The organism is Paenibacillus sp. UASWS1643 (assembly GCF_008693195.1).
Lineage (GTDB): Bacteria > Bacillota > Bacilli > Paenibacillales > Paenibacillaceae > Paenibacillus > Paenibacillus amylolyticus_B.
In genome coordinates this window covers 231,740-246,642 of the sequence record NZ_VXKZ01000114.1, presented here as the reverse complement: position 1 = coordinate 246,642, position 14,903 = coordinate 231,740, and the positions used below count along the sequence as shown (strand labels likewise).

At 48.4% G+C, this 14,903-nt stretch carries 27 protein-coding genes; all 27 read left to right on the top strand.

Going from position 1 to position 14,903, the window contains the following annotated elements:
- Position 1 precedes the first annotated feature (1 nt).
- The 27 genes from FE296_RS23375 (at position 2) to FE296_RS23270 (ending at position 14,896) form a co-directional block, all read left to right on the top strand.
- Positions 2-169: a hypothetical protein gene (locus FE296_RS23375; protein WP_190945485.1), complete on the top strand. Its 168-nt coding sequence runs from the start codon at positions 2-4 to the stop codon at positions 167-169.
- A 43-nt stretch (positions 170-212) separates the two neighbouring features.
- The gene (locus tag FE296_RS32970; RefSeq protein ID WP_190945483.1) at positions 213-386 is read left to right on the top strand and encodes a hypothetical protein; all 174 of its coding nucleotides are present in this window, start codon (positions 213-215) and stop codon (positions 384-386) included.
- Between the two features lie 147 nt (positions 387-533).
- The gene (locus tag FE296_RS23370; protein WP_223869010.1) at positions 534-947 is read left to right on the top strand and encodes a hypothetical protein; all 414 of its coding nucleotides are present in this window, start codon (positions 534-536) and stop codon (positions 945-947) included.
- A 91-nt stretch (positions 948-1,038) separates the two neighbouring features.
- Positions 1,039-1,455 (top strand): YopX family protein, encoded by a 417-nt coding sequence (locus FE296_RS23365; protein ID WP_150366515.1) that lies wholly within the window; start codon positions 1,039-1,041, stop codon positions 1,453-1,455.
- Positions 1,452-1,691 carry a hypothetical protein gene (locus FE296_RS23360; protein ID WP_150366514.1) on the top strand — a complete coding sequence of 80 codons (240 nt, stop codon included), beginning with the start codon at positions 1,452-1,454 and terminating at the stop codon, positions 1,689-1,691. The genes FE296_RS23365 and FE296_RS23360 overlap by 4 nt, the downstream gene beginning before the upstream one ends.
- Before the next feature lie 354 nt (positions 1,692-2,045).
- Positions 2,046-2,390: a YopX family protein gene (locus FE296_RS23355; protein ID WP_150366513.1), complete on the top strand. Its 345-nt coding sequence runs from the start codon at positions 2,046-2,048 to the stop codon at positions 2,388-2,390.
- Positions 2,387-2,611 (top strand): hypothetical protein, encoded by a 225-nt coding sequence (locus FE296_RS23350; protein ID WP_150366512.1) that lies wholly within the window; start codon positions 2,387-2,389, stop codon positions 2,609-2,611. Before FE296_RS23355 ends, FE296_RS23350 begins: the two co-directional genes overlap by 4 nt.
- Positions 2,601-2,798, top strand: coding sequence for a hypothetical protein (locus tag FE296_RS23345; RefSeq protein ID WP_150366511.1), 198 nt, complete (start codon positions 2,601-2,603; stop codon positions 2,796-2,798). The genes FE296_RS23350 and FE296_RS23345 overlap by 11 nt, the downstream gene beginning before the upstream one ends.
- 11 nt (positions 2,799-2,809) lie before the next feature.
- A complete protein-coding gene (locus tag FE296_RS23340; protein WP_150366510.1) occupies positions 2,810-3,616 on the top strand; it encodes a DnaD domain protein in 807 nt (268 codons plus the stop codon).
- Positions 3,513-4,346 (top strand): ATP-binding protein, encoded by an 834-nt coding sequence (locus FE296_RS23335; protein ID WP_150366509.1) that lies wholly within the window; start codon positions 3,513-3,515, stop codon positions 4,344-4,346. The genes FE296_RS23340 and FE296_RS23335 overlap by 104 nt, the downstream gene beginning before the upstream one ends.
- A 116-nt stretch (positions 4,347-4,462) precedes the next feature.
- Positions 4,463-4,756 carry a hypothetical protein gene (locus FE296_RS23330; RefSeq protein ID WP_150366508.1) on the top strand — a complete coding sequence of 98 codons (294 nt, stop codon included), beginning with the start codon at positions 4,463-4,465 and terminating at the stop codon, positions 4,754-4,756.
- Positions 4,753-5,160, top strand: a complete 408-nt coding sequence (locus FE296_RS23325; protein ID WP_150366507.1) for a RusA family crossover junction endodeoxyribonuclease — start codon at positions 4,753-4,755, stop codon at positions 5,158-5,160. The genes FE296_RS23330 and FE296_RS23325 overlap by 4 nt, the downstream gene beginning before the upstream one ends.
- A 328-nt stretch (positions 5,161-5,488) precedes the next feature.
- Positions 5,489-6,529: a hypothetical protein gene (locus FE296_RS23320; RefSeq protein ID WP_150366506.1), complete on the top strand. Its 1,041-nt coding sequence runs from the start codon at positions 5,489-5,491 to the stop codon at positions 6,527-6,529.
- Positions 6,526-6,834 (top strand): hypothetical protein, encoded by a 309-nt coding sequence (locus tag FE296_RS32965; RefSeq protein ID WP_190945481.1) that lies wholly within the window; start codon positions 6,526-6,528, stop codon positions 6,832-6,834. Before FE296_RS23320 ends, FE296_RS32965 begins: the two co-directional genes overlap by 4 nt.
- Positions 6,794-7,252 (top strand): sigma factor-like helix-turn-helix DNA-binding protein, encoded by a 459-nt coding sequence (locus FE296_RS23315; protein WP_190945479.1) that lies wholly within the window; start codon positions 6,794-6,796, stop codon positions 7,250-7,252. Before FE296_RS32965 ends, FE296_RS23315 begins: the two co-directional genes overlap by 41 nt.
- Before the next feature lie 314 nt (positions 7,253-7,566).
- Positions 7,567-7,701, top strand: coding sequence for a hypothetical protein (locus tag FE296_RS33840; protein ID WP_263364263.1), 135 nt, complete (start codon positions 7,567-7,569; stop codon positions 7,699-7,701).
- A 20-nt stretch (positions 7,702-7,721) separates the two neighbouring features.
- Entirely contained in the window at positions 7,722-7,886 is a 165-nt protein-coding gene (locus FE296_RS32960) for a hypothetical protein (RefSeq protein WP_190945477.1), read from the top strand.
- Positions 7,887-7,892: 6 nt separating this feature from the next.
- Positions 7,893-8,183, top strand: coding sequence for a hypothetical protein (locus FE296_RS23310; protein WP_150366504.1), 291 nt, complete (start codon positions 7,893-7,895; stop codon positions 8,181-8,183).
- Positions 8,184-8,200: 17 nt separating this feature from the next.
- Positions 8,201-8,566: a terminase small subunit gene (locus tag FE296_RS23305; RefSeq protein WP_150366503.1), complete on the top strand. Its 366-nt coding sequence runs from the start codon at positions 8,201-8,203 to the stop codon at positions 8,564-8,566.
- Complete coding sequence (locus tag FE296_RS23300; protein WP_150366502.1) at positions 8,563-10,428, top strand: terminase large subunit; 1,866 nt, start codon at positions 8,563-8,565, stop codon at positions 10,426-10,428. Before FE296_RS23305 ends, FE296_RS23300 begins: the two co-directional genes overlap by 4 nt.
- Positions 10,429-10,515: 87 nt before the next feature.
- Positions 10,516-10,779: a hypothetical protein gene (locus tag FE296_RS23295; protein WP_150366501.1), complete on the top strand. Its 264-nt coding sequence runs from the start codon at positions 10,516-10,518 to the stop codon at positions 10,777-10,779.
- A 5-nt stretch (positions 10,780-10,784) separates the two neighbouring features.
- Complete coding sequence (locus tag FE296_RS23290) at positions 10,785-12,776, top strand: portal protein (RefSeq protein ID WP_150366500.1); 1,992 nt, start codon at positions 10,785-10,787, stop codon at positions 12,774-12,776.
- Positions 12,769-13,029 carry a hypothetical protein gene (locus tag FE296_RS23285; protein ID WP_150366499.1) on the top strand — a complete coding sequence of 87 codons (261 nt, stop codon included), beginning with the start codon at positions 12,769-12,771 and terminating at the stop codon, positions 13,027-13,029. Before FE296_RS23290 ends, FE296_RS23285 begins: the two co-directional genes overlap by 8 nt.
- On the top strand, positions 13,029-13,184 hold the full coding sequence (locus tag FE296_RS32955; RefSeq protein ID WP_190945475.1) for a hypothetical protein: 156 nt from the start codon (positions 13,029-13,031) through the stop codon (positions 13,182-13,184). Before FE296_RS23285 ends, FE296_RS32955 begins: the two co-directional genes overlap by 1 nt.
- On the top strand, positions 13,184-13,387 hold the full coding sequence (locus FE296_RS23280; protein WP_079351128.1) for a hypothetical protein: 204 nt from the start codon (positions 13,184-13,186) through the stop codon (positions 13,385-13,387). Before FE296_RS32955 ends, FE296_RS23280 begins: the two co-directional genes overlap by 1 nt.
- A 123-nt stretch (positions 13,388-13,510) precedes the next feature.
- The gene (locus tag FE296_RS23275) at positions 13,511-14,431 is read left to right on the top strand and encodes a hypothetical protein (protein ID WP_150366498.1); all 921 of its coding nucleotides are present in this window, start codon (positions 13,511-13,513) and stop codon (positions 14,429-14,431) included.
- Positions 14,432-14,443: 12 nt separating this feature from the next.
- Entirely contained in the window at positions 14,444-14,896 is a 453-nt protein-coding gene (locus tag FE296_RS23270; RefSeq protein WP_150366497.1) for a hypothetical protein, read from the top strand.
- Positions 14,897-14,903: the final 7 nt, after the last annotated feature.

Here is a 14,903-nt window from a genome sequence, read left to right as displayed (position 1 = left end):
TATGAAACGTACAGATTGGCGCTTTATCAAGCGTCTGGGTAAGGACGGTAAACTCTCACGTAAGACAAAGAAACGCCTGAAAACATCTGGCAGAGTGATGAGACAACAGTTGGATGAAATAATGCGAACACCTTACCCAGTGATCGAGATGGATTGGAGAAACTATTGAGGGTTGAGGTTTGGGCCTCTCCCTACTAAGGAGGATATAACACATGACACAAACAGCGTTGACCCGGGAGCAAGTGTTGGCGATGGAGCCGGGACAAGAGTTGGATGAACTAATCAATCTTCATTTTTTCAAAATTGATATGGTGGCGCACGTTCCATACTCCACTGAAATATCAGTAGCCTGGAAGTGGAAGAGTGGTTTGCAGGGACTGGGATAACAGGGCGATATGCTAAACGATTAAAAGAGGTCATACTCGCGGTCAAAGGCGAATGCTCAACTTTCGACATGGTGTATGCAACACCTGAACAACGTTGCAAAGCCGCGTTATTGGCTGTACTGGACTTATAACATAGGAGGGATAGACGTGGTACCACTATCAGAAAGTTTTAAACTGGAGCTTGACCGCTTAAACGAACAAATCGCTTATAAAAGCATCGTCAACGTGGCGTTACACATATTCCCGAAATCATTCATCAATCGGAACAACGAAATCATTCTGGAGCCACGGAATAACGTATATTTCCGCTTGGATGAAGTAGACACGGTTATGGACTTCAAATGCAAGATGTTCGCTTGGTTATCCCGACCGATTGCGAAAGGACTAAACAAGTATTGGTGGCCCCGTGTGCTGGCTTGCTTCAATGAATTGCTGGGTACCAACTTCACCAAAGACGAAATGTACTTGATATACGATCGGTTGGGAAATGACGTAAACCGGGCGCTGACTGTGAAATTCATTGAATCCAACTACGACATGGAGCTGCTGAAACGAGATTAAATCATTGGCCGAAGGCGTCCGATTCGACCGAAATACTAAGCGAAGCGAGGCCGGATAAGGTCTGGTCTCCCCAAATAGGAGGATATACAAGATGAATAACAAATATCGCGGCAAGCACATTGAAACAGGAGAGTGGGTATACGGGTACTTGATCGGGAATGGCGCTATCGTTGGAAATATCACGGACTGGGATGATGACTATTTCTGCACCGAGTACTGGTATAAGGTAGACCCTAAAACAGTAGGCCAATATACCGAACTCCAGGACAGCAAAGGAAATGTCATCTATGACGGCGACATTTACAGAGTAAACAAGCTCACTTTTGAGAGCAGCGGCCCGTTACCTGAAAACCTCAATGTTAAGTTTTACGGCGGCATGTTCCAACTATTCAGAAATAACGAACCGTTAATGGGTCTTCACCTAGGTTATATTGCAAACGGAGAAGTCATAGGAAACATTTACGAAAACCCTGAGCTGTTGGCTCCCAAGGAAGGAGCGGAACAATGAAACAGATTAAGGTGGTTTGTGTTCAGCCATTCCGAGTATTCAATCAATCAAATGAATTGATAGGGGAAGTAAACTATTCCGAGGAACTTGTGGCGAATCTTTATGAGGGATCGGAAGAATATTTTGCAGCGGATGTTAACGGTAGAAAGGTATACGTCGGGTGCTTGGATATGAACGGCGAACTTGAGTTGGAAGATTGTTTCGAATTGGTTGAGGAAGGAGCGGATAAGCAATGATAGAGCGGCGTAAATACGAGCCGACAGACCGGAGTATCCCGAGTCATGTACCACACCTTATAACAGACGGCAGCAACACATGGATTGGCTATCACGGTAAAGTTGTTAACCGTTCAGAATACAGATGGTACGACGATGAGAATGATTCGATGTGTTTACCCATATCACATTGGGCACCTATCAACCTACCAGAAAGAGAGAGTGAATAATATGTGGGACCATTCATACGAGCACGGAGAACACGATCCGCGTGAAGACGACATGCAGTTTGGTGTGAAAATGGAAGACATCATGGAAGAACGTGAAGAAGATGAACGAGAAGAGTAGTATCAACCTACCTGGGGAGGAAGAAGCATGAGAGAGATCAAATTTCGGATGTGGGACGCAGAAAATGAGCAAATGATTGACGGTGACTCGTTGGCATTTGAAGAGTACGCACCAATTAGTCACCTACTGAGCCAAGAGGGCATCATGCAGTACACCGGACTAAAGGACAAGAATGGAAAAGAGATATATGAGGGAGACATCCTTTATGACGCTGTTAAAAGTATCGAATCCTATTCAGAAGTGAAATGGGAACTGGAAATGGGTAGGTTTGAAGCATGGGGTAGAAACTTATGGGTTCGATCCAGCAGAACAGAAGTCATCGGCAACATTTGGGAACACCCACACTTACTAGAGGGTAGGGATGAAGCGTGAGCCCTCATGAGATCGAAGTCGGGAAGACGTATCACAACGGAAAAGGCAAGGCGCGAAAAGTGATACTGATCGGCAATCATTACAAAGGCGATGCGGATCTATACTACCAACCAGCGTATTCAAGCATTTGGCTTCCCATGACACTCAAAGGATTTGCTAAATGGGCAAAGGGAGAGGGTAGGGAGTCTATACCCAAGGAGGATACACCAAGTGACAGCTAACAACGAATTGAAGACATGGGAATTGGCAGTATGGGTAGCTGAACTGGAGAGGGCGACAACGGATTTGGAACATGCAGAAAAGTTCGATGATCGTGGCTCAATGGCTCATAACAAGGAACAGATCAGGTGGGCAAAGATCAAGATAGCGGAGATAGAGGACTTCTTGGATATACAAAAAGGAGCTTAGGTGGTGGCCTTATGGACGGATGGTTTAGAGTCCATCGAAACATAACAGATAGCGCAATATTCTCTGATCCCGATCTGCTACGTCTATGGATCTACTGTCAGTCCAGGGCTGCTTTCAAAGAGATGACTATCATGATTGAAAAGCAGGAAGTGAACCTTCAACCTGGACAGTTTGCAACAGGTAGATTTTCACTACATCAGGATTACAACGCAGGGGTTGCGCCGCGAAAAAGAATCAAAGATACAACGCTGTGGAGCTGGATGAAACGATTAGAAAAGATGCGGATTCTTGACATCAAATCACACAACAAATATAGCGTAGTGACGGTGGTTAACTGGGTTTCGGAACAAGAGACTTTGACAACAGAACCACAACAGAATGACAACAAACTGACAACAGAACCACAGCAGACTGACACAAAGAAGAATGTAAAGAATTTAAGAACTATATCTACTACATCTACTACTGAACCGCTTCAGGATGTTTGGCAAAGATTAACTAACAAATTCGTAATGCCCTCCAATCTGCTGGATTACTTCAGCAAGCTGAGAGCAAACGGTTATGACGAGTCCTTTTGTACGGAATTGCTTCAAGAGGCATTTGAGTCAGCGAATAACGGTAGCGTCAACATGAGGTACTTGGAATCGATTAGCGATAGATGGATTGCAGATGGAGTAAGCAGCAGACAACAAGCAAAGGACAGGAGGGCCAACCATGCAGAGCATAAAGTCAGCACTCAAGGAATTCAACCTGGAGGAAATCCGCCAGAGAGCAAATTCGCTTTCCTCAACCAACGCCGCAGACGCAGCGGAAGTTAAGCAGTTCCGGTGCAAGGATTGCAAGGACGAGCTGGGATGGATTAAACGGGTACCACTCAGTGACAAACCATTTGACTACATGGACAAGTGGGAGGATTGCCCTTGTGCAAAAGACCGTGCAATCGAACGGTTGATGAAGTCGAGCCACATCACAGAGAAGTTCCGGCAGAAGACGCTGAACAACTTTAACACGGATGGTCGTCCTGAACTGGTGAAAGAGGCTTACCAAGCTGCAGTCGAATACGTGGAGTCTTACAAAACAATTAAGAAAACGCCACAGAACAGTATGGCATTACTCGGTAAGTCAGGAGCAGGGAAGACACATGTACTCATGGGAGTGAGTAACAACCTGTTAAAAAAGGGTGTTGGGGTCCTCTACTTTCCCTACATCGAAGGATTTTCGGAGCTAAAAGACAACATGGACACGGTGGGGACGCGGCTCCAACAACTAAAACAGGTCGAGGTACTGTTCATCGACGACTTGTTCAAGGGCGGGAAGAAGGACAAGCATACTGGAATCAAGATGCCAAGTGATTGGGAAGTGGAGAAGATGATCGAGGTTATCAACCACAGATACTTGGAACAGAAGCCGACACTGATCAGCTCAGAGAGGGACATTGCAGACCTGTGTGACATCGACGAGGCGCTGGGCGGACGGATCCACGAGATGTGCAAGGACTACATGGTCATCATCACAGGCGGATTGGAAATGAATTATAGATTGCAGTAGGGAGATGATCAGGTGAAACAGCCAATCGACGACTATGACCTGATGGACCAAGACTGGGAAGAATTTATGCGCAGGGGCCGCGAGGCCTTTGCAGACGACACTGAGGAGGAAGCGGCATGAGAAAGAAATGGTATAGAGCAGGCGGACAGAACCCGGAGCAGAAACAGCCGAAGAAGCCGAAGTCCGATCGAGAGAACAAAAATTATGTAAGCATTCGGAGATCAGAACCCGGAGCAGACCGGTTGATGGAAAGCCTGGACGTACCACTTACACCAGAACAGTCTAGTCGCATCGTGGAGCTGGCGGACTACGGCTGGTTGCGGTCAGACATCGCCAAAGAGGTCGGCGTACCCAAGACACGGGTTAACCATGAGTTGATTGTAAAACGGAGAGGAGGTGGTGCAGCTTGATTGAGTTTACCGTGGACATCGCTCCCATGGGTGCGGTCCGCATGACACAGAGAAGCAAATGGACTAGTGAAACAGCGCAACGATACCTCAGCTACAAGAAGTTCATCGGCACTATGGCAAAGGCATATTGCTCAGAGCCGCTCAGACGTGCCATACAGGCCGAGATACACTTTTACCATCCAATTCCCGCAAGTTGGTCGAAAAAGCGTCAGGAGGCCGCTAGAGTTGGTCAGACGATGCCTGTAGTAAAGCCTGATCTTGATAATTGCGTAAAAGGTGTTTTCGATGCTCTAAACAAGATTGCCTGGAACGATGACAATCAAGTCGTTTCGCTGGTGACACACAAACATTATTCGGACAAGCCAAGAATCGTCATCAAACTGAGAGAGGTAGTGGCGGCATGATTGGACGATACGTACACGTGGGAGACGGGTGGGTGCTTCTGGACGAATCTGGGGCGTGTAGAGGGCGGTTACTAGAGTTGGATAGACAAATACTAGGATCAGCACAAAAACGTCTCTATGAGCCGACAGGGTGGTTTAAATTGGATGGGTGGAAAGTCGACAAAAGGGAAGCAAGATCAGAAATTGCATGAACGAAAAAGTCAAATATGACATGTTGCAGATAAACCACAAAATATTGTGTAAAACGGCGAAAAAAGTACTTTATAACCACAATATGTGCTATAATAAGATATGTCATTATTACTATCGGAAAACGGGGTGTATGTAGGTGGAAAAGCAAGAACGTATTGAACAATTGCGGTATGAGTTGAGCATTGAAAAACAACGTGGAGCCATGGCAGATGCGGGTAAGATCGTAGATATCGAGGAAGAAATTGCATACTTGGAGCAGCAAAACGTAGAAGAGTCTCAACAAGAGGTCGCCTACATCATGGACAACATGGATTTGGACGGCGTGACCATGCGTGACATGTTTAAAAACGACACACCAGAATCAGCAGAATCGTCATATCAAGTGGTCCGTATCGTGGTGCAGAATACATTGTTAGAGCGTGACGAACACTGGATGGTCCAGATCAAAGAATTACAGGAACGTCTTGCAACAGAAACAGCAGCGAAAGATGCAGCACTGGCAAAAGCGGATGAAGCTGGAGAAGCGAATGCCAAATTGGTGACAGAATTGCGAGATGTACGAGCTGAATTGCTTGACGTGGAAAGTAAACGTGATGCCGCTGTTGCTCAACTGGAAGAAGTTAAGGCCGAGGTTAAGCAGAAAGAAAGTCACATCGATGATCTTCGCCAACAAATTGCGGTGGGTGCGGTACAAGCGACTAAAGTCATTGATGTCGGGGATGCCATGACAGCATGGAAAGAGCAGAAGAAACGTGAGGAAGAAGCTAAGCCGGCTATCTACGATGTCGAATGGGCAGACGACAAGCGTTCCACATACACGGCGAAACTGGCCGCAACAGACGAAGTGATCACCTTCAACTACCTCGAAAAAGGGAAGTATCGGGAGGTGAGCGCCGAAGAGGCGCCGCAATTTCGAATCAACACCCAAGAATCAGAACATCGTGATGAGGATCATGCACAGCCTGCAGCAGACTTGGAAGAGGGCGACCAATTAGCGCCTCCCACCTGGGGATACCCAGAAGAAGCCACGCAGGAAAGCGCAGGACACGAGTTGGCTCAAGGAAACGTGGCAGGAAGTACTGATCCGGAGACAGAGGGGCCTCCAACGCGAGCAGAATTTGAGGAACTCAAAAGACGCGTGAGTGCACTGGAATTGCCGCAATCTGAAGTAGCATGATTTACCACAGAAAAGCAGAAACCGTGAGGGCGATCCGTTTAACGGATTACTCTCCGGCTTTAATTGCACGTATACAAGAGTTTACAGGCGGTCTGGTACAAAAGGGCCGAGTGATGCAGAAAGTACAACAGCCATACCTTAGCGTTGTTGTAGAGAAGAATTACTTCAAGGTGCTGGAAGGCAGTTGGATCGTACACTCCCCTGAAAAGGGATGGAGAGTATACCGGCATCATGAATTTATCCAAGAGTATGAGGAGGGAGAACATGGACAACAATCAGGTGATCAAGCTGTTGACGGATTATAGATCATACAAGTTTGCATTGAACAACCTTGGTGGCATGGCGGTAGACAGTGAGATGCAATGGATGTTCAAGATGGGCATATACGATGAACGAGTCAGATCACGCCTGAGCAACCAAGACAGGACGAGTGATCAGGGTCGCTACTCTCGTATTGTCACATTGCTGGAATCGGCTGTAGACTTTGTATTGAGCGACGATCAGAAGACGATCATCCAGCTCAAGTATATGGAACGGAATAAGATGAACCTGAGTGAGATTGCAGACAGACTGCATAAGGACCGCAAGACGGTATCGACACAGCACAAGAAGGCACTCAACAGCCTGAGCAAAGCAATGGTGCCGCTCAAGCAGGATTACATGGAGATCACCAACCTTGATCACATGTTCGACCCGGAGTGGGTATACAAGGAACCAGCGTGATTCCCCATTTTTTACCCACGAATTACGCATTATTTCCCACAAATTCCCCATCGGAAGTGCTAAACTAATATCATAAGGAACATCTGATAAGCGCCGATAGCTGTATGCGCAGTCGTCGTTTACAACGTTCCTTCCTTGCATGCCAAAACTGAATGCGGCCGTAACGCACGGGACTAGCTCCCCGCACGATTGAGTGCAACATTACGGATAGAGAGTAACGGTTAAGCGCCGTTGCTCTTTTTGTTTTTGCCGAAGGCCATCGAGTCCGACCGAATCACCTAGCGTCAGCGGGGGCCGTATAGGGGTAATCTTTAATGGATTTAAAGAAACTGCGAGAAGAGATGCTCTCAACAACAACTACACAGGAAAGAGTAGAGCAAATGGAAAAGACTCTGGCTATGCTGGATGACTTCGGCAAGAAGAACTTTCCAGTAGGGTTGGGTCATTAAGAGGAGGGATAACAAGAGACATGGATAAAGAAAAAGTTGTATCGATGTGCCAGAGCCAGATGCAAGATATCGCAACAAGGCTGGGTAAGAACATTTCATACGAAGCCAAGGCAACGCTTATTCAAGCAAGATCAACAGCGTTATTGGCACTGGCTATTGCTACACAGGATAGTAAGGAGGGATAACACATAGTGGATATGGATAGACAACGATTCGACGAGCTGATAGCACAGTCCAGGTACCAAGCAATTCATCTGGTGGACAGAATAGAACAATTAGCGTCCAAGGGTGATATGGAAGAGAGAGTGCTAGAGAGCGTTAAGTATCAATTGGTAGATGAGCTAATGCGGTCGGATAAAATCAAATTGCAACAAACGCATCATGGAGAAGAGAGTGGAGGAGTACTGGAGTACAAAGCTGAGTTCTTTGTGTTCAGCCACGATGAGTTAAAAGTGTTGTTAGAGATGGCAAGACGATTGTAGAGAGGAAGGTGATACGCATGGCATTGACGGCTAAACAAACCAAGTTTATCGACGAATATATGATCGACCTCAATGCCACGCAAGCTGCTATCCGAGCGGGGTACAGTGCCAACACAGCCTCTGAGACCGGGTATGAGAACCTCAGGAAACCTCAGATTGCCGCTGAGATCGAGAAAAGGCAGCAGAAACACGCTGAGGAGACCGGTATGACCGTTGAATGGGTCTTACAGCAATACAAGGACATAATCCTTAATACGAAGGACGAAGACCCTGCTGTGGCTCGTAGTGCGTTAGATAGCGTGGGCAAACATTTGGGTATGTTCAAGGATCGGACAGAGATTGATCTGAAGGTGAGCAAGAAGCTGGAGGAATTCTTCTCATGACCAAGACCAAGCAGATGACATGCCGGGATATCATAGCCAGACGTAAAGAGTTGTGGGCCGAGGGTAGAGACATTGAGCGTGACAACCAATTCGTTGCCGCATCTATAGAGTATATCGTTGATCCCAATAATGCTGCGGTGAGAAAGGAGATCCAACGATACCCTGAGTACCTCATCGAGATTTCCTTTGTCATCGTAGATAAGGACAAGCGGACTGTGCCATTCTTTCTCAACGAGGTGCAGATCAGCTTCCTGGACGACATCAACAAGGCAAAGGACGATTACCACGTGGGGTTGAGGTCACATCTCAAGTTTCTGGTGCTTAAAGGACGTCAGCAAGGGTTCACATCGTTCATCACCGCGTATCAGTTAGCCAATGCGATCATCGGAAAGAACTTCTCTGGGTTCACACTGGCAGACAGCGGCGACAACACCAACACGATATTCGAGGACAAGGCCAAGTACATCTACAACCAGTTACCTGATCCGTTACAACCGTCCATCAAGTACAACAACAGGCGTGAGTTCCACTTCGACAAACTGAATAGCCGCTGGCGTGTAAACACCGCTGGCAACAAAGAGGTTGGTCGGTCAAAAACGATCAACTTTTTTCATGGTTCAGAAGCAGCGTTCTGGGACAGCATCGACAGTATCATGACGGGTCTGGGTGAAGCACTCACCAAGGACAGCATTCAGATACTGGAGACCACAGCCAACGGGCTCAACGAGTTCAAAGACCTGTGGGATGGAGCAGAGAAAGGCACAAACAACTGGGACCCGAAGTTCTATCAGTGGTGGCTGACACCTGAGTATGTGCTCAAGTTCGAGGACAAGGAGCGTGAGCAACAGTTCAAACGTGATGTGGCTGCTGGGGAGACAGAGTTTATGCAGAAGCTGAAACGATTGCTTGAGATCGATGGGCTACGGTGGGAGCAACTCTACTGGTACTACGGTAAGTACAAGGATCTACGCGAGAAGCTGGATCAGGAGTACCCGTGTAGCGCAGAGGAGTCATTCCTTGCATCCGGGCGACCACGCTTTGACGTCAACGTGCTGATGGAGTACCTGAAGCATTGTGTGCCGGGCACGATGGGACGCATAGAGCGATACGGTGACAAGGTTGTGTTCGTGAAGGATGAGAGTGGCAACCTTGAGGTGTGGAAGCGACCACAGCCGAACAAGCAATACTTCATCGGTGTGGACGTGGCGAAAGGTAAGGCAGACGGTGACTATAGTTGTGCTCCAGTATATGACGCTGACAAGAACCTTGTGGCGATGTGGCACGGGCATATTGATCCTGATGCGCTCGGTTCCCCAGTGCTGATTAACCTGGGTGACTGGTACAACGAGGCGTTGATTGCCATAGAAGAGAACAATCATGGTCTGACCACGATTAATGCGGTTAAGCAGACGTACAGCAACCTGTACAAGCGCACATCGTACGATAAAATCACAGACCAAGAGAAGCAGGAGATAGGCTGGTGGACATCCAACCGGACGAAGCCGCTGATCATAGACAACTTAGCTAGGTTGATCCGAGAGAAGATACTCGGGTGTAAGTCGGAGCGGATGATTAAAGAATGCATCAAATACGTAGTCGGTGAAGACGGAGACACCAATGCCGCAAGTGGCAACGATGATACCGTCATGGCATCGGCTATTATTTTGCTCGTTATGGACCCGTTCATCACAGAGTTGGCCGATGTTTTCGGCAACAAGGCATTAAAGCCTGACAGTGACAACTCATTTGTGTACCATGCAGACGGTTCAGCACAGCACATAAGTGAAATAGAAGATGAAGCACGGCGTCCAGGTAAGGGTGACGATGATGATGCTTCGTGGTTTAGGAGGATGGGATGGTGATCGTAAGTGGATCGATCCAAGCATCAGACATTGAAAAGGCAAAAGAACTACATGAAATGATGATTAAATACGGCTGGAGGTGTAGAGGTGACAGTGCTAATCAGCTTCATATGCATCACGTTGACTGCCAGTGTAGCCTATGCAGCCTTTGTATACGGTAGGCAGATTGGATACACCAAGCGTGATAACGAAGCGTTGAAGGATGACAAAAAGGCCATGCAGGACCACATTGAAACACTGACGCTGGAGTACATGCAGCTAGAGACACAGTACAAGCAGGAGCAGCACGACAAGGCGCGGCCCGTGAATCCAGGCAGCTGGGATCCGGCCCAACTGAATGCAAGGGGGTGAAATGAATGCCACAACAGAAGGTGAATGAAGTCGTTGACACCATGGACCAGCGTAACCAAGACACGACATCCAAGGTAGATCAGACGGATACAGAGACGACAGAAGCCATGCGGATACAGCAACTGTTCAATGGTGCGTGGTTAGCTAAGCAGAACATGCAGCTACACGAGAACTGGCGCAGGTTTGATGACTACGTTCACAGTAGACAGGGCGTGCAGGAGACTGCAGATGATCCCAACAGCAACACCAACATCATCAAACCTATCGTGGACAGCCAGATTGCTGACTTGGTAGACAAGCCGCAAGCAGTCAGCGCTAAAGGTGTGGAGTTGTCAGACGAACTGTACGCCATCCAGACACAGCACATGATGGACTTCATACTGGATCATAACAAGTTCAAACAGAAGCTTGAGCGTGCCGAACATGACCGTCTGGAACTGGGCACGAGCGTGTACAAAGTGTACTTCGATGAGGATGCACTGGGTGGACGAGGGCTTCCGACATATGAAGTGGTAGACCCAGCAAACTTCTTCCCAGATCCCAAGATTACAGCATATACCAGTCTGCAGGAGGCGGAGTTCATCATCCATGCAACGTGGAAGCCGCTGAGCTGGTTCAGACAGATGTTTCCGAAGCGTGGTAAGTATCTGCAACGACAAGTAAACGTATTGTATGACCCGAAGATATACCAAGGTGACAACTCCGATGAGTCTGATTACACCACATCCCAACGGGCTCTCTTGCTAGAGTTTTATACGCGAGATGATGAAGGTGAACTGTACTGCCTGAGCGTGGCGCAGGATATCATCTTGCAGGATACACGAGACGATGACGGTAAGCTACAGCGCCGGGACATGTATCCATTTGTGGTCATTCCATGCTATCCGCAGCGTGGTATTCTGTGGGGTCAGGGCGATGTGGAGTTGCTTATTCCAACACAGGACATCATCAACGATTTGGATGATCAGATCCGTATCAATGCAAGGCTGATGGGTAATCCGCAGATTGCATTCGGTATTGGTGCAGGACGTGGGTTCGATCCTCGTAAGTGGACATCAGCTGCCGGACTCAGAGTACCAATGCGTGATGTCAACGCCTTCCGGATTGTAGAGGGTAGGCCAGTGTCACCGGATGTAATCAACCGTAGGGAGAAAGCATTCCAAGAAGCCGATGTAATTAGTGGACGACCAGACGTAACCCGTGGGCAACAGCCTTCGGGCGTTACTGCGTTCCGGGCTATTGCAGCATTACAGCAGGCCGGACAAAAGGGTACGGTACACAAGAAAGAGATGCTGAAAGAAGGCTTCCGTCAGGTGCTGCAACTCCTGTATGACGAGATGATTGAAAAGTGGGAAGAGGAAATGTGGGTGCGGATCGAGGGGCAGATGCCGGACTACAAATTCTACGACCCACGTAAGCTGCGTGAGGTTGAACGCTTGATACCGAATGAGATGGCAGGAGCTGAGTTCCCAGATGAGCCAGAGCACAAGGTACTGGAGGATGAAGAAGGTAAGCCAATGAAGCGTGTGGCTGAATTTGATCTGTCTATTACCATTGGTGACGGGATGCCGAGTGATAAGGCGTTTGTGTTCGACATGATCACAGATCTGGCACGTATGAACATTGAGGGCAAGCCAGTCATCTTCTGGCGTGAGATTCGTGAGTACCTGCGTGAGGAAGTCGGATTGCCCCTGCGTGATGAAGAAGAAATGACGCAGGAACAACAGCAGATGCCTGGTATGGGCGGCGAGATGCCTCCGGGTATGGCTCCAGAAGGTATGATGCCACCACAGGGTGCACCAATGCCACCGCAGATGATTCCGGGCCCACCACAAGGACAACCGATGCCACAGGGACCACCTCAGGGATTACCGCAAGGTATACCGCCTGAACTACTCATGCAGTTGATGCAGCAGGCACAAGCACAACAGGCTCCGCAAGGTCAGCCTATGCCGCCAAATGTTATTCCAATGCAGGGAGGTGGTATGGGTGGCTAGAGAGATGACAGCAAGCGAACAAAAGGCATGGATGCACTTCTTGGAAGGTGATCCGATGTTCCGCAACTTCGTGGCAAGCCAGACACGTGCAGGGGATGAAGCGCACCAACGTATTGCATCACAGCCAATGTGCCCGAAGTGCGAACGTCCCGGGTTCCATGATGTGCATGGGATGGCTTGCAACAACTGCGGATACCGCGGAGTACCTGCAATGACTACACGACAGTACCTTAAAGAAGGGTGGTGGAAGTGATGGCTAAGGGTGAGATGAACGTTAACCAGAAGAAGCCGGAGGTTTGTGGTCCGGGTAGTGCCAAGTCAGTTGGTAAGATGTACGACACATCGTCTGGTAAAGGCATGCGTCAAACGTACAAAGAGACTGGTAAGCAAGGTAAGGGTGGAAAGTGATGAGCGCCACACGCAGAGTATCATTAAATAGTGATAACTCCCTTGGGTATGGTCATTTGTTACAGCATTGCGGCATGTTCCAGCAGGTACATATACATGAACTGGAAGATGGAGACATGTGGCACTGCGCACACTGTAATAAACCATTGATGGTAAGACATGATGATCGGTGGTATCGCATTACTGACGAGATCACCATATAACTACAGGCCGTTCCCAGTCGTGGGGCGGCCTTTTATATACCCACATTCGGTGGTGACGTACCGGGAATAGGCCGGGATCGGGCGATAGCTGGTTGATGCCGTCCAGCAAAAGGAGGAAACGATATGCCAACACTTGAGGATTACCGTAACAATTCGGGCGATTTTGCGGAGGAACCAGCCGCAGAGGTACATGACGCCGATGTGCCAGAACAGGACGACATCCCAGATCAATTGGATGAACCGGACTTTGATAACGATACACCCGATGGAGATGAACAGGAGTATGAGGACGACTACACGCCTGAACCAGACGTTGAAGACGATCCAGAACCTAAACTATCACCGAAGGAGAAAACAGCCTTTGAGAAGCGTATGGAGCGCGAGAGGCGCAAGCTTGAAGAGGAACTGACCCAACGCCTGGAACAACAGATGGAGGAAAAGTACTCCAAGCACAAAAGCGTCATTGAGAAACTGGGCGGCGATCCTGATCAGATCGTGCAACATCTGGAGAACCAGCGCATTCAGAACGAAGTGCAGACGCAAGCGCAACAACTTGCTTACAACAACGGTTGGGACGAAGAACAAACCCAATGGTACATCAACAATCAAATGCAGCAGCATCGCCAAGAACAACAGCAACAACAGTTACAAAGCGAATTGGCTGAGCTGCGCCTGTCCAATCAAATTAACGACCTGCGTGACAACCCGGATTATCCTGGCATCGTCGGTATGAAGAAAGAGATTGCGGACATGGTTACCAAGTCAAACGGGAGCTTAAACGTGTCACAGGCGTACTGGGCACTGGGTGGCGAACGCCGAGCCCAACAGATGAAGCGCGAAGCTGAACAACGCTCAGTAGCACAACGCCGTAACCGTGTGGTGGCGAAAGACACAGCTACTGCTGCAAGTACAGAGAAGGCAATCCCAGCTTCCGTCTTGGCTGAAGCTAAGAAGATGGGGATCAGTGAGAAAGAATATCGCGAACTGCTGGCCTTTGATTCGAACAATATCAACGATTACCGCGAGAAGAAGAAACGAAAATAGGAGGAATTATTCATGGCTATTACACCATATATCGTGCGCCGCTTGGGTGCAGGTAACAACAACCCGGACATTGAGTACTTCGATGTAGATGCGTCCCAAAACATCATCACTGGCAACTTTGTTGTGGTGGCAGCTGGACTGGCTCAGAATGCCGTAGCAGCAACCACAAACGAAATTGTTGGACTGGCTAATGGAGGATATCAAAACGGGGCAACCGCTACAACAGGCAAGCCACTGCCGGCTGTGTTGGCGAAGAACTCCGTGATCCGCATGAACTTCACGGACGCAGGTACCAAGAAGACGTTCACACGTGCTGATTTGTACGGTGCGTTGTATGGCCTGAGTGATGCGGTCACGCTTAACCCAGACGATACTACAGGCGGTTTCTTACAAGTGGTAGATTTCGATAACACAAATAAAACGGTTGATGTCGTGGTAGCAGCAGCGGCTCAATACCTCGTATAAGGAGTGA